This is a genomic window from Microbacterium sp. M1A1_1b, from assembly GCF_053345565.1.
The window spans coordinates 150,296-163,144 of the sequence record NZ_JBKFAJ010000004.1; the positions used below are offsets into that span (position 1 = coordinate 150,296).

The following is a 12,849-nucleotide window of genomic DNA, read 5'->3' on the forward strand; positions in this document are numbered from 1 at the left end:
ACGAGTCCGGACAGGGGCTCGGAGTGGCCGTCAGGGACGCACCGAGCGCCGGACGAACCCGAGCAGGAACGGCACCACCGGGCCGCGCATCGACAGCCCCTGCGCCAGGACCCCCCGCACGCGCAGGACCCCTGCGCAGACCACCTGCCCGTCGACTCCCCCGGCGTCGAGCCAGCGAGCGCGCGCCTCCGGTTCGGTCGGCATCGTCGTCTCCGGGTCGAGCCGGACCACGACGGTGTGCAGCGTGGTGGTCGACGCCCAGGCCCGTCGGAGGCCACCGCGCACGGTCTTCAGCCCCTCGACGACGTACCGGTGCGAGCCGTGCACGACGAGCAGTCGGTAGTGCATCCGACGTCCCTCGACCGCGGTGGTCAGGATGTCCGCCGACCCGCAGTCGACGGGCACCGGCACGGCGGCGATGCCCCGCACCGTCCCGGCGGTGAGCGTCGCCCGCCAGCCGTCCGTCACGGGGTCGAGCCCGTGGACGACGACGTGCAGGTCGTCCAGGTCGAGGACGGCGGGTCGGGCGCCACCGGTCGTCGCGGCCGTCCGGACGATCCCGTCCCCGGCGCGCAGGCCTCGGGGCTGCACGGTCCAGGGCAGGCGGTCGACCGGGCCGACACGGCCGACCATGCGTTCGCGGAACCGGGTCATCGACATGCGTGTGGCTCCTGGTGCTGGTCGGTCGGACGGTGGAGCGCGCCGAGGACGAAGTCGACGAGCTGCGTCCGTGCTGCCGGGCCGACGGGCCACGACTCCAGGTCGAGCCCGTGTCGGGCCGGACTGCACCGCACGATCCGGACGGGTGCGCCGGCCCGGGGCGCGACGTCGTCGGCCCAGTGCGTCACCGCCGGCACGTCGACGTAGCGGTCGTCGTCCCCGAGTTCGACGAGCGTGGGCAGACCCGCCGGCAGCGGTGTGGCGATCGCGACACCGGCCTGGGCCAGCAGTCGGCCGGCGAACACGGGATCCAGGAACGGTGACGCGGGGTCGGGCGGCCCGGCGACGGGGGCGTGCAGGTCGTGGGTCAGGGCGCGCAGGCGCGAGATCCCGTCGCCCCCGGGGAAGGTCAGCGGTGCGACCGCGGGCGACTCGAGTGCCAGGGCACGGACGGGGCGACCGAACGCGGCGCGCTCGTCGGGGTCCTGCGCGAACCGCGTCGCAAGCAGCCCCCCGAACGACCAGCCCGCCAGCACGAACGGCCGGTCCGGGTCCTGCTCGGTGGCGTGCACGACCCGTGCGGCCAGTGCGGCCAGGTCGTCGTCCGACCACCGGTCGATCGGTCCGGCGTCCGTCTCGCCGTGCGACGGCAGGTCGAACGACACCACGCGCAGCCCGGCCGCGGCCAGGTCGGTGAAGAGCGCCGCGTGGTTGTCGAGTCGGTCGGCGTGCCCGTGCAGGAACAACACGTCGGCCACCGGCTTGCCGCTGGGCTCGAGGACACCGACCCGGACCCGGTGGGCGCCGCCGCCCAGGTCCGGCACGTGCAGGGATCCGGTCTGGAGGCCCGGCACCGGTCCGGCCGTCGGATGCAGCCGGACGGCGCGCGGCTCGGGGCCCGTGGTCGCCTCGGCCCGCAGGGTCGCGTCGGTCCGGAGCGTCGACGCCACCGAGGGCACGACGCCGGCGACGAGTGCGAGCGCCGACGCCACCACGAGCGCGACACCGGCGGTGCTGCGGGCCGTCACCGCTGGCCTGTCGCCCGGTCGTGCCCCGCGGTCGCGATGGCCAGGTGGCGTTCGACCAGTCGCTCGCTGATCCGCTCCGCCAGCGCGGCGATGGTCAGCGACGGGTTCGCGCCCGTGGACGTCGGACACAGCGCGCCGTCGACGACGTACAGCCCCTGGTGGACGTCGCCGGCGGGGTCGAAGACGCGACCGTCGGCGTCGCACACCCCGGCGCGGACGTCGTCGGCCATCACCGCGCCGCCGAGCGGGTGCACTGTGATGGGGGTCGCGGCCGGCACCCCACGCCGCAGCAGCGCGCGCCGGGGGTTGCCGACGAAGCGCGCCTCGGAGCCCTCCGAGAGCGCGCGCAGGTCGGCGAGCTGGTCGCGGTAGACGTCCTGCTCCCCCGCCGCGGCCCAGGTGATGCGGGCTGCGCCGCGAGGGTCGAGCCCGATGCGGCCCGCCGACGAGTCGGTCCCCATCGCGAGCCACACCTGGGAGTGCTCGAGGGCACCGCACCCCGGCGGGCAGCCGTTCGGCCGCAGGTCGCACCAGACCTTGGCGTCCGAGGACAGCGCGAACCGCAGCCCGAGCACGCGTCGGAGCGCCTCGGCGACGGGGTACGGCAGGGCGCCGTCCTGCACCAGGTGTCCGTCCGCGCCGTCGCGCAGGTCGAGTGCCGTGGTGATCGTCGGACCGACCGCGAGCTCGGGTGCCGACTGGTCGCGGGCACCCGTGCCCGTCCGGCGGCTCGTCGAGTTGTACGACACCGACAGGGAGTCCGCGTTGCCGGAGAACCGCTCGCCCAGACGGTCGCTCAGGGGCAGGCCCGCGCGGGCACTCCGCAGCAGGATCGTGGTGGTGCCGACCGATCCCGCACCCAGCACCACGACGTCGGCGTGCAGCGTGAAGGGCCGTGTCGTCCGTCGTCGCCCCCGCACACCGTGCCGGATGCCGTGCAGCGTCCAGCGACGGCCACCCGGCGGACCTGGCTCGATGCGCAGCACCTCGGTGGCGGTGACCAGGCGGGCGCCGGCGCGCTTCGCCATCGGCAGGTAGCTCGCCCACATCGTGGTCTTGGCGCCGACGTTGCAGCCCGTGACGCAGTTCCCACACGCAGTGCAGGGTGCCTGGTGGACGCCGGCCGCGTTCGGACCGGGTGCACCGGTGATCTTGACCGCCAGGGGCAGCCGGCGTGGTGTCCGGCCGTGCAACCGACCGAGCCGGTCCAACGGCGCCGCCTTGTCGCTCGGGCCGGTGAACTGCTCGGGCCGCAGGACGGCGCGCACCCGGTCGGCGTACGGGCGCAGGACGTCGGCGTCGATCGAGGTGGGCCACACCGTGTCGAAGACCTCGGGACGGGCCTCGAGCAGCACGTTCGCGTAGACGAGGGACCCGCCGCCCAGGCCGTTGGCGGTGAGGCGGTCGACGTCGGTGCCGAGCTGCAGGTCGAACAGGCCGAGCGGGTTCGACCGGGTACGCAGGGCCTGCCGCATCGAGGTGACGTCCGTCGGGAAGTCGCCGGGAACCCACTCGCGGCCGCGCTCGAGCACGACGACGTCGTTGCCGGCCGCTGCTGCGAGCCGTGCGGCGGCGACGGACGCGCCGAAGCCCGACCCGATCACGGCGATGCCGCAAGACTCGGGCAGCTCGGCGGTCGCGAGTGGCTGTGGACCGGTCATCGTGCGGCTCCTCGGGGTCGTGCGGCATCGGCGAGGATGCGGTCGGCGGCGCGTTCGGACGTCGCGAAGACGGTCATCAGGGGGAACAGGGCCGGGATGGCCGGGAACGACGAGGCGTCGACGACCCGCAGCCCGTCGGTGCCGCGGACCCGGAAGTCGCTGTCGAGCACGGCCATCGGGTCGTCGTCGTGCCCCATGCGCGCCGTGCAGCTGGCGTGGTGGCCCCAGGCGTCCCGGCGGATGACGCGGTCGAGTGCGTCGTCGTGCAGCCCTGCGCCGGGGTAGCGCTCGCGGTCGGTCGCGGCGTCCCCGAACCGCAGCCGGTGCGCCGTGGCGTTGATGCGGCGCGCTTCCTCGAGGCCCTGTCTGACGGCCCGCAGGTCCTGGCGGACGCCCGCCGAGTCGCCGCCGTCGTCGAAGTACCGGAAGTTGATGTCCGGCGGCTCGGTCGGGTCGGCGCTCCGGAGCCGCACGGTGCCGTCCATGCTCTGCTGGTACCCGCGGATGACCGCCCAGGTGAAGTGGTCGCCGCCGCGCAGGCCGTCAGCAGCGAAGCCCGGTCGGTAGCCGGTGAAGTCCGTCGGGGCGCCGAACACGAACAGCTCGGGGTGTTCGCTGCCGTCCGGGACGCGGCGCTTGATGCCCACCAGGATGCCGTTCGAGCGGTACAGCGCGTTCGGGTCGTCCGCGCGCCACTGCCGCATGCCCGGGTCGTCCGGTTGGCCGTAGGTCTTGCCCGCGAGCACCGAGAACGGACGGTCGTACTCGGTGACGACGGTCATCTCGTACCGGTCCTGCAGGTTCGACCCCACACCGGGCGCGTCGACGACCACGGGGACGCCGTTCGCGCGCAGGTGCTCGGCCGGGCCGACGCCGGACAGCATGAGCAGCTGCGGGGTGTTGAACGCCCCGGCGGCGACGATGACCTCGTGCCGCGCGGTCACCCGGCGGCGCGCACGGTGCCGCTCGTCCGGGGACAGGCGCTGCCGGAGCGGACTCGCCCCGTACTGGTACGGCGCGACGACGACGTCGAGCCCGGTCGCGCGGGGTGTGCCGCCGGACCGGTCGAAGACGATGCGTTCGACGAGTGCATCGGACTGGATCGCCAGCCGTCCATCGAGCGCGGGCGCCGCTTCGAGCAGGCGTTCGCGGGTGCCGTAGCGCTTGCCGTCGCGCGTGGACTGCGGGACCAGGAACGTGCCCTCGCGGTAGGCCTCGATCCCGCGCTCGTCGTTCGGGTCCAGCAGCGTGCCGCCGACGGTGCCGCGGTCGACGTCGACGTCCGAGGCCGGCGGGGCGAGGTGGCCGGTCTCGACGAGCGCCGCGGAGACGATGCGGGCGAGCGTCGGGTCCTCGGACAGGATCGCCGCGGGCGACGTCTCGATCGGCAGCCACTCGCGCACGCGCTGCTGGTACTCGGCCATCACGGCGGCGTTCCAGCTCGGGTCACGGGTGATCCGCCCGATGCGGTCCCAGTCGTCCGCCTCGGGCGCGAGCATGAGCAGCGCATGGTGCGCGGTGCACCCGCCGAGTGTCGATGCCCGCGGGTAGAGCACGCCGTCGCGCTCCGGGACGAAGGCGGTGCCGTGCGCGTGGGCGTCGGTGTAGTGGCGCACCCAGAAGTCCCAGCTCATCTCCGGGTCGCTCGAGGCGAACAGGTGGAACGCCGGGACCGCGTACACGTCGGGGTCCGTGGTCGCCGGCCCCGCGTCGAGGACCAGCACGGTGTGACCGGCTTCGGCCAGGCGGACCGCGAGTGGCACCCCGCCGGCTCCGGCGCCGACGACGACGTAGTCGTACTCGTCCGTGTGGTGCAGGGCATCTGTGTCGACGGTCGGTCGGCGCGGTCCCTCGGTCGGGTCGGGAGTCGGGCCGGGGCGGGTGGCGAGCCCCGCGCCGGCCGCGGTGGCGGCCGCGGCGACGCCGAGCCCACCGGCGAGGAAACCGCGGCGTGTGGACCCGGCGCCGGACCCGGGCGTCGACGGGGTCATCGCGCGGGCCGCATCTGCGCGACGACCACGACGAGTCCGATGACGACGAGCACGCCGGCGGCCCACGGCACGGGCAGTGCGACGAGGGACGCCCACACGACCGGCAGCAGGAGCGCGGCGACCGTCAGCACGGCCCGGCGCCGTGCCGATCCGGAACGGACGAGCGCGACCACGACGACGACCAGCAGCCCGGCCAGCCCGGTCGTCGTCGCGGCGCCCGTGCCGGACCAGATCGCCGCGACGAGCTCGGCGAGCTGCACCGCCGCCAGCACCAGGACCGTGACCGTGCCCGCGCGCACCGGGCGGACGGCGACGACCGCGCCCGAGGCCAGCACGGCGGTGACGGCGAGCAGGACCGCGGCCCACGGGTCGACGGGGTCGAGCAGCGTCGCCACCGCGGGTACGGCACCCGCGACGACCTGCGCGGCGAGGACCGTGATCGCGGTGGCACGTGCGGTCGACCACAGCGTCGACACCGGGCGGGCGCGACCGATGACGCCCGTCCACGTCATCGCGACCGCGACCGCACCGGTCAGCACGGCGACGTCGGCACCGTCGACCCCCGGGCCGGTGTGGGTGAGCGGGTGCACGAGCAGGGCGACCGCGATCGGCAGCGACACCGTGGTGGTGACCACGACCGTCCGGCTGGTGCCGACCACCCGGGTCCACCACGGGCCGGCGACCGCGACGACCAGGGTCGCGACGGGCAGGATGCCGTACACGTGCGCCAGGGCGCCCCAGGCCACGGCGAGGACCTGGACCACCGCGAAGTGCACGGGCGACCGGAACCACAGCGCGATCGCCGCGTTCAGCGCGATGACCACCAGGACGACCGCGACCAGCGCGCCACCCAGCCCGGCGAGGTTGACCAGTCCCCCGACCGCCAGGGAGCCGGCGACTCCGGCCCAGGCGGCCCACGCCCGCGCCGCCGGGGATGCCGCAGCCCCGGCAGCGCGTCGGCCGAGGGCGAGGAACACGCCGGTCAGCGCCGTGAGGACGACGGGCAGGAACCAGCCGGCGAGGAACGGCAGCAGGGCGGCGACTGCGAGCACGACGCCGGCGGCGGTCACGAGGGTGCCGATGGTGAGGACGGCGAAGCGGGAGCGCTCGTCCGGCGAGGTCCGCGGTCGCGGTGCTGCTGCGTCCGGCGCGTGGTCCGGGAGGATGTCGGCGATCTGCATGTGGCTCCTGTCCACATGCAGCATACGGTATTTCAGGGGTGGGTCCTGTGAGGACGTGGATCCCCCCATGGCATCCACGTCCGCCGACCCTGTGAAAATAGCAAGAAGTGCTCATCATCGGCGCACCCCAGTTCGCGGGGAGCGCTCGGCTACCCTGACCCGGTGCCCACGCCCGCCGCCGAGTTCACCGTCGACGTCGCCCTGGTCCGTTCGCTCTTGGCCGACCAGCACCCCGACCTGGCCGACCTGCGGCTCGAGCTCGTCGCGAACGGCTGGGACAACGTGATCGTGCGCCTCGGGCCGGCCCTGGCGGTCCGACTCCCCCGCCGTGCCGTCGCGGCCGAGCTCGTCGCGCACGAGCAGCGCTGGCTGCCGCTGCTGGCCCGGCAGGTCGCCGCCGTCGTGCCGGTGCCGGCCCCGGTCCGCACCGGTCGACCGGCGCTCGGGTACCCGTGGTCGTGGAGCATCGTGCCGTGGTTGCCCGGGGTCCCCGCCGGCGAACGTGTCGGTGGCGTGGGCGTGGCCCGGACGCTCGCTGACTTCGTCCGGCTGCTGCACGTCCCGGCGCCGTCGGACGCACCGGTGAACCCGGTCCGTGCGGTCCCGCTCGCGACCCGGACCGACGCCGTGCTGGACCGCCTGGCGACATCCGGGGCGCCCCGTGCCGTGGAACTGGCCGCGCTCTGGCGGGCCGCAGCCGACGCGCCGACGCACGCCGGGCCTCCCGTCTGGGTGCACGGCGACCTGCACCCCTTCAACCTGCTGGTCGAGCCGGGTGCGGACGGCGACCGGCTGTCGGCCGTGATCGACTTCGGGGACGTGACGGCCGGGGACCCGGCCGTCGACCTGGCGACCGCCTGGCTGACGCTCGACCACCGGGCCCGGGTCGCGTTCCTGGGGGCCGTCGCCGTCGACGACGCCACGACACTGCGCGCACGGGGATGGGCCGTGTCCATCGGGTCAGCCCTGTGGACGAGCGACGACAGCGCGTTCCGGACCGTCGGTGCACGCGGTCTGCAGGCGGCTCTCGACGGGTGACGCGAACGGGGTTATCGTCACTCCACACCATCCGTGCACGTGAAGATCGGAGGGGCCTGATGACCCTCGAGTTCCGCGTCCAGCACGACGTCGACACCGACGCCGCTCCCACCCCGTCCCCGTCCACCCGCACCGGAGTGCGCGGCCTGCTCGACCGCATCGCAGCGCGTCGTGCCGCCGCCCGGGTCCGTCGCCTCGAAGCCGAGATGCTCGAGCTCGCCGACCTGGAACGGCTGCTCTCCGGTGCCCGCGGTGTCATCGAGCGGGGGTGGATCCAGCACGCGTGGTTCGCCTACGTCGACGAGAAGGGGCGGACGCGCAAGGCGTCGAGCGCCGCAGCGATGGACGTCGCCGGCCGCCCGCTGGTCGGCGCCTGCCTGGTCGGCGCGGTCGTCTACGCGGCGGGTGGGCCGCACGCGGTGCACTCGCAGCCCGTGCAGCGTGCACTCGACGTCGTCTGGCACGCTCTCGCGGTGGAAGAGGGCACGCCCGTGCTCTGGTGCCCCGCACCCGAGATCCGGATGGGTCGGGTCCGCGACCTGACGAGTTGGAACGACGCTCCCACCCGGACGTCGAGCGACGTCGCGGGGCTGCTGTTGACCGCGGAGCGCGTCGCGGTCGCCGAGTCCGAGCGCATCCGGGCGCGGACGGTGGCACCATCGGGGGCATGAGCCCAGCAGAGTCCGCACTTCCCGACGACGTGCCGTCCGTCCGGTCCGCCGTTCCGTCGGGCAGTCTGGCCGGTGTCGGCAACGCCCTGCTGACCGACGAGGGTGCCGGTGCGCTCGCCGATGCCGCGGCGGTGAAGGCCACCCTGCTCCGGTACCTGCAGAAGCACCGGGCAGCGCTGGTCGGCAAGCTCGACGGACTCGCCGAGCGCCAGGCACGGTGGCCGGTCACGCCCACGGGCACCAACGTGCTCGGCGTCGTCAAGCACGTGGCGTCGGTGCAGGTCGAGTACTTCGGGGCCGTGTTCGGTCGTCCGTTCCCGGACCTGCCGCCCTGGATGCGCGAGGGTGCCGACGACGACGCCGACATGTACGCGACCCTCGACGAGACCGTCGCGGACGTCGTCGCGTTCCACCACGCCAGCGCCGCCCACGCCGACGCGACCATCGCCGCGCTCGACCTCGACGCCCGCGGGGTCGTGCCGTGGTGGCCGGAGGAGCACCGCGAGGTGACCCTGCACCGGGTCCTGGTGCACATGGCCTACGAGACCGCACGGCACGCGGGGCACGCCGACATCGTGCGCGAGATGCTCGACGGGCTGGCCGGTGACGGCGACGGCAACCTGGCGGACAGGTCGGCGGCCGAGTGGCAGGAGTGGCGCGAGCACCTGGTCGACATCGCCGAACGGGCGGGGCTCCGGAGCGCGGGGCTGTAGCGCGTGAGCCTGGGGGATCGTTACCGTTCTCCCAGGGTTGTCCGGCGCAACACCATCTGATCAGGGGTTCCTGAATTCAGCAAGTGGGCTCGTCGGACTCCGGATGACCTTTGCGGTTGTACAACTACCGCATGCAATGGCTACCTTTGGCCGCGATTGTGCCCCGTTCCGCGGGCAGAACTGCCGACCCGGAAGGAGCCCGTCCCGGTGTTCCAGTACGTCGTTGAGCGATGGAGCCAGATCTGGTTCGCATCGTGGCAGCACTTCTCACTGGTCGTCCAGTGCACGGTGCTCGCCACCGTCATCGCTGTGGTGCTCGCAGCACTCGTCTACCGCAGCCCACGGTTCCGCTCCGTCGCGAACGAGGTGTCGACCATCGGGTTGACCCTGCCGTCGTTCGCCGTGATCGGTCTGCTGCTCGTCCCCCTCGGGTTCGGCGTCGTGCCGTCCGTCGTGACGATCACCTTCTTCGCCGCCCTGCCGATCCTGCGCAACGCGGTCGTCGGGCTGAGCGAGATCTCCCCCGCCGTCGTCGAGTCGGCGCGCGGCATCGGCATGGGGCGCTTCCGCACGCTCGTGCAGATCGAGCTGCCGATGGCCTGGCCGATCATCCTGACCGGTGTGCGGGTCTCCGCGCAGATGGTCATGGGTGTCGCCGCGGTCGCCGCGTACGCACTCGGCCCGGGGCTCGGTGGCTTCATCTTCTCCGGCCTGTCGCGACTCGGCGGCGCCAACGCGCTCAACTCCGTCGTGGTGGGTGTGGTCGGTGTCATCCTGCTCGCCCTCGTCCTCGACCTGCTCCTCCTCGGCCTCGGCCGTCTGACCACCTCGCGAGGTATCCGTGTCCAGCACTGACGCAACCCTGTCCCACACCGACGGCCACGCCGCAGACGGCGACGTCACCGGCCGCAGCATCCTGCTCGACACCGTCACCAAGCGGTACGCCGGGCAGTCCAAGCCCGCGGTCGACGGCATCACCCTCGAGATCCCGGCGGGCAAGATCGTCATGCTCGTCGGCCCCTCGGGCTGCGGCAAGACCACCACGCTCAAGATGATCAACCGCCTGATCGAGCCCACCGAGGGTCGCATCGTGGTCGGCGACGACGACGTGACCGCCATCGACGGCGACGAACTGCGCCGGCGCATGGGCTACGTGATCCAGGCCGGCGGGCTGTTCCCGCACATGACCGTCGCGGCGAACATCGCGATCGTCCCGAAGATGCTCGGCTGGAGCAAGGACAGGATCGCCGCCCGCGTCGACGAGCTGCTCGACCTGGTGTCGCTCGACCCGGACACCTACCGCGACCGGTTCCCCCGTGAACTCTCCGGTGGACAGCAGCAGCGCGTCGGCGTGGCCCGCGCACTCGCCGCCGACCCGCCCGTCCTGCTGATGGACGAGCCGTTCGGTGCCGTCGACCCGATCACCCGCCAGCGCCTGCAGGACGAGCTGCTGCGCATCCAGGAGGAGCTGCACAAGACGATCGTCATCGTCACGCACGACTTCGACGAGGCCGTGAAGCTCGGCGACTGGATCGTGATCTTCTCCGAGGGCGCGCACATCGTGCAGTACGACACCCCGGAGCGCATCCTGGCCGAGCCCGCGAACGAGTTCGTCGAGAACTTCATCGGCTCGGGCGCCGGCCTGAAGCAGCTCACGCTGAACCGGGTGCGCGACGTCGAGGTCGTCGACGCCGTCACCTGCTCGCCCGGCGAAGACGTGCAGGCCGTCCTGCAGCGCATGCGCGAGGCCGGCGGACACGGGCACGCCGTGGTCGTCGACGGTCGTCAGCGTCCGATCGGGTGGCCGTCGCGTCGCCAGCTCGAGCGCCTGGAGCGCATCCCCGAGGGCATCGAGCCGAACCTGCCCGTGGTGGGCGAGGCCGCGACCCTGAACGACGCGCTCGACACCATGCTCGTCTCGAGCGCCGGTGCGGCCCTGGTCACCGGGCGCCGCGACGCGTTCCGCGGGGTCATCACCGTCGAGACCGTGATGGACGCCATCACCCGCTCGCGCGCCGCCGCGGCCGAGGAGCAGGCGTACACACCGGTCGGCACGAACACCAACCCGATCGAGACGATGCCCGCCGCACGCCCGACCGAGGCGGAGGTCGTCGATGACTGACGTCCTGACCGACCCCGCCGTCACCACCACGAAGCGTTCCGGCCGCAGTGGCTCGTGGAAGCCGCTCGTCATCCAGCCCGTCGCGATCCTGGTCGTGCTCGGTGCGTTCGCCGTCTGGCTGAACACCGCAGACCTGACCGCCACGGAACGGTCGACGCTCAACCCCGCCGACCTGGTGGCGCTGACGTGGCAGCACGTGCTGCTGACGATCGTGTCGACGGTCATCGTGCTCGTGATCGCCATCCCGCTCGGCATCGTGCTCACCCGCGGGCCGCTCCGGCGTGCCAGCGGCTTCATCCTGGCCGTCGCGAACTTCGGGCAGGCGGCACCCGCCATCGGCCTGGTCGTCCTGCTGGCGTTCTGGCTCGGGTTCTCGTTCTGGGCCGCCGTCGTGGCACTCGTCCTGTACGCGATCCTGCCGGTGCTGCGCAACACGATCATCGGCATCGAGAGCGTCGACGCCCGTCTCGTCGAGGCCGGCCGGGGCATGGGCATGAGCGCGTTCTCCGTGCTGATGAAGGTCGAACTGCCGCTCGCCGTGCCCGTCATGCTCGCGGGCATCCGCACCGCCCTGGTGCTGCTGGTCGGCTCGGCCGCACTGGCGACGTTCATCGGTGCCGGTGGTCTCGGGCTGCTCATCACCACGGGCGTGAACCTGTTCCTGCCCAAGGTGCTGGTCTCCGGGGCGCTCCTGATCGCCCTGCTGGCACTGTCCATCGACTGGATCGGCCGCATCGTCGAGACCGTCGCCCGACCGAAGGGACTCCGATGAACCGCGCCCGCACCCGCCGGATCGCCGCGACCCTCGTCGCTGCTGCCGCCGCACTCGCCCTGACCGGTTGCGGCCTGCAGCCGGCCGCCTCGTTCGTCCCGGCAGCCGGGCCGGGCTCCATCAAGCGCATCGACGACCTGCCCGCCGGCGCGCACATCACGGTCACGTCGAAGAACTTCACCGAGCAGCTCGTGCTCGGCAAGATCGGCGTGCTCGCCGCGAAGGCCGCCGGGTTCGACGTCACCGACGAGACGAACGTGCCTGGCAGCGTCGCCGTCCGCCAGCTCATGACCGGACACGACGCCGACATGACCTACGAGTACACGGGCACCGCCTGGCTGACCTACATGGGCCACAAGGAAGGAATCGCGGACAAGACCGAGCAGTGGCAGGCGGTCCGCAAGGAGGACGCCCGCAACGGTCTGACCTGGCTCGACCCGGCGCCGATGAACAACACGTACGCGTTCGCGGTGCGCAAGGAGGCGGTCAAGGAGCTCGGCGGCATCACCAAGCTGTCGCAGATCACCGACCTGCCGAAGGACCAGCGCACGTTCTGCGTGGAGTCCGAGTTCAACTCGCGGGCCGACGGCTTCAAGCCGATGCTGGCGAAGTACGGGCTCGAGCTCGGGGGATCCGGCGACAACGGCATCCCGAAGGGGAACGTCGACATCCTGGACACCGGCACGGTGTACACGGCGACCGACCGCGGCACGTGCAACTTCGGTGAGGTCTTCACCACCGACGGCCGGATCAAGTCGCTCGGGCTGCAGGTGCTGCAGGACGACAAGGGGTTCTTCCCCGCCTACAACGTCGCCCCGGTGCTCGACAGCGCGACGTTGCAGAAGTACCCGCAGCTCGAGGGCATCTACGACCAGATCTCCCCGAAGCTGACCGACCCCGTCCTGCAGGAGCTGAACCGGCAGGTGGACGTCGAGGGGCGCGAGCCCGCCGACGTCGCCTTCGACTGGATGGTCAAGGAGGGCTTCATCACGAAGGCCTGACGGGTCCGGAC

12 protein-coding genes are annotated in these 12,849 nt (G+C 72.9%); 7 read left to right on the forward strand and 5 right to left on the reverse strand.

What is annotated here, in order from left to right; genetic code table 11:
* Positions 1-30 precede the first annotated feature (30 nt).
* From ACLBWP_RS11230 to ACLBWP_RS11250, 5 genes are read right to left on the reverse strand one after another with little or no spacing between them, the layout of a single operon-like run.
* Complete coding sequence (locus tag ACLBWP_RS11230) at positions 31-660, reverse strand: hypothetical protein (RefSeq protein WP_447655254.1); 630 nt, start codon at positions 658-660, stop codon at positions 31-33.
* A complete protein-coding gene (locus ACLBWP_RS11235) occupies positions 651-1,688 on the reverse strand; it encodes an alpha/beta hydrolase (RefSeq protein ID WP_447655255.1) in 1,038 nt (345 codons plus the stop codon). Before ACLBWP_RS11235 ends, ACLBWP_RS11230 begins: the two co-directional genes overlap by 10 nt.
* Positions 1,685-3,349 (reverse strand): GMC oxidoreductase, encoded by a 1,665-nt coding sequence (locus ACLBWP_RS11240; RefSeq protein WP_447655257.1) that lies wholly within the window; start codon positions 3,347-3,349, stop codon positions 1,685-1,687. The genes ACLBWP_RS11235 and ACLBWP_RS11240 overlap by 4 nt, the downstream gene beginning before the upstream one ends.
* Positions 3,346-5,340 carry a GMC family oxidoreductase gene (locus ACLBWP_RS11245; RefSeq protein ID WP_447655258.1) on the reverse strand — a complete coding sequence of 665 codons (1,995 nt, stop codon included), beginning with the start codon at positions 5,338-5,340 and terminating at the stop codon, positions 3,346-3,348. The genes ACLBWP_RS11240 and ACLBWP_RS11245 overlap by 4 nt, the downstream gene beginning before the upstream one ends.
* Positions 5,337-6,521, reverse strand: coding sequence for a hypothetical protein (locus ACLBWP_RS11250; RefSeq protein WP_447655259.1), 1,185 nt, complete (start codon positions 6,519-6,521; stop codon positions 5,337-5,339). Before ACLBWP_RS11250 ends, ACLBWP_RS11245 begins: the two co-directional genes overlap by 4 nt.
* 162 nt (positions 6,522-6,683) lie before the next feature.
* Here ACLBWP_RS11250 and ACLBWP_RS11255 point away from each other — a divergent pair, with 162 nt between their 5' ends.
* The 7 genes from ACLBWP_RS11255 to ACLBWP_RS11285 all read left to right on the forward strand — a co-directional run bounded on the left by ACLBWP_RS11255 (position 6,684) and on the right by ACLBWP_RS11285 (position 12,838).
* A complete protein-coding gene (locus tag ACLBWP_RS11255; RefSeq protein ID WP_447655260.1) occupies positions 6,684-7,559 on the forward strand; it encodes an aminoglycoside phosphotransferase family protein in 876 nt (291 codons plus the stop codon).
* 59 nt (positions 7,560-7,618) lie between these two features.
* Positions 7,619-8,230 carry a DUF6197 family protein gene (locus ACLBWP_RS11260; protein ID WP_243563684.1) on the forward strand — a complete coding sequence of 204 codons (612 nt, stop codon included), beginning with the start codon at positions 7,619-7,621 and terminating at the stop codon, positions 8,228-8,230.
* Entirely contained in the window at positions 8,227-8,943 is a 717-nt protein-coding gene (locus ACLBWP_RS11265; RefSeq protein WP_243563685.1) for a DinB family protein, read from the forward strand. Before ACLBWP_RS11260 ends, ACLBWP_RS11265 begins: the two co-directional genes overlap by 4 nt.
* A 207-nt stretch (positions 8,944-9,150) precedes the next feature.
* Positions 9,151-9,798: an ABC transporter permease gene (locus tag ACLBWP_RS11270; protein ID WP_243563686.1), complete on the forward strand. Its 648-nt coding sequence runs from the start codon at positions 9,151-9,153 to the stop codon at positions 9,796-9,798.
* Positions 9,785-11,065 carry an ATP-binding cassette domain-containing protein gene (locus ACLBWP_RS11275; RefSeq protein WP_447655261.1) on the forward strand — a complete coding sequence of 427 codons (1,281 nt, stop codon included), beginning with the start codon at positions 9,785-9,787 and terminating at the stop codon, positions 11,063-11,065. Before ACLBWP_RS11270 ends, ACLBWP_RS11275 begins: the two co-directional genes overlap by 14 nt.
* On the forward strand, positions 11,058-11,837 hold the full coding sequence (locus tag ACLBWP_RS11280; RefSeq protein ID WP_447655262.1) for an ABC transporter permease: 780 nt from the start codon (positions 11,058-11,060) through the stop codon (positions 11,835-11,837). Before ACLBWP_RS11275 ends, ACLBWP_RS11280 begins: the two co-directional genes overlap by 8 nt.
* On the forward strand, positions 11,834-12,838 hold the full coding sequence (locus tag ACLBWP_RS11285) for a glycine betaine ABC transporter substrate-binding protein (protein ID WP_447655263.1): 1,005 nt from the start codon (positions 11,834-11,836) through the stop codon (positions 12,836-12,838). The genes ACLBWP_RS11280 and ACLBWP_RS11285 overlap by 4 nt, the downstream gene beginning before the upstream one ends.
* The last annotated feature ends 11 nt before the right edge of the window (positions 12,839-12,849 follow it).

Excerpts from the sequence above, each read along its gene's own strand:
- ACLBWP_RS11240 (WP_447655257.1), bottom strand. The coding sequence starts at position 3,349 with ATGACCGGTCCACAGCCACTCGCGACCGCCGAGCTGCCCGAGTCTTGC.
- ACLBWP_RS11245 (WP_447655258.1), bottom strand. The coding sequence starts at position 5,340 with ATGACCCCGTCGACGCCCGGGTCCGGCGCCGGGTCCACACGCCGCGGT.
- ACLBWP_RS11230 (WP_447655254.1), bottom strand. The coding sequence starts at position 660 with ATGTCGATGACCCGGTTCCGCGAACGCATGGTCGGCCGTGTCGGCCCG.
- ACLBWP_RS11265 (WP_243563685.1), top strand. The coding sequence starts at position 8,227 with ATGAGCCCAGCAGAGTCCGCACTTCCCGACGACGTGCCGTCCGTCCGG.
- ACLBWP_RS11250 (WP_447655259.1), bottom strand. The coding sequence starts at position 6,521 with ATGCAGATCGCCGACATCCTCCCGGACCACGCGCCGGACGCAGCAGCA.
- ACLBWP_RS11285 (WP_447655263.1), top strand. The coding sequence starts at position 11,834 with ATGAACCGCGCCCGCACCCGCCGGATCGCCGCGACCCTCGTCGCTGCT.
- ACLBWP_RS11280 (WP_447655262.1), top strand. The coding sequence starts at position 11,058 with ATGACTGACGTCCTGACCGACCCCGCCGTCACCACCACGAAGCGTTCC.
- ACLBWP_RS11260 (WP_243563684.1), top strand. The coding sequence starts at position 7,619 with ATGACCCTCGAGTTCCGCGTCCAGCACGACGTCGACACCGACGCCGCT.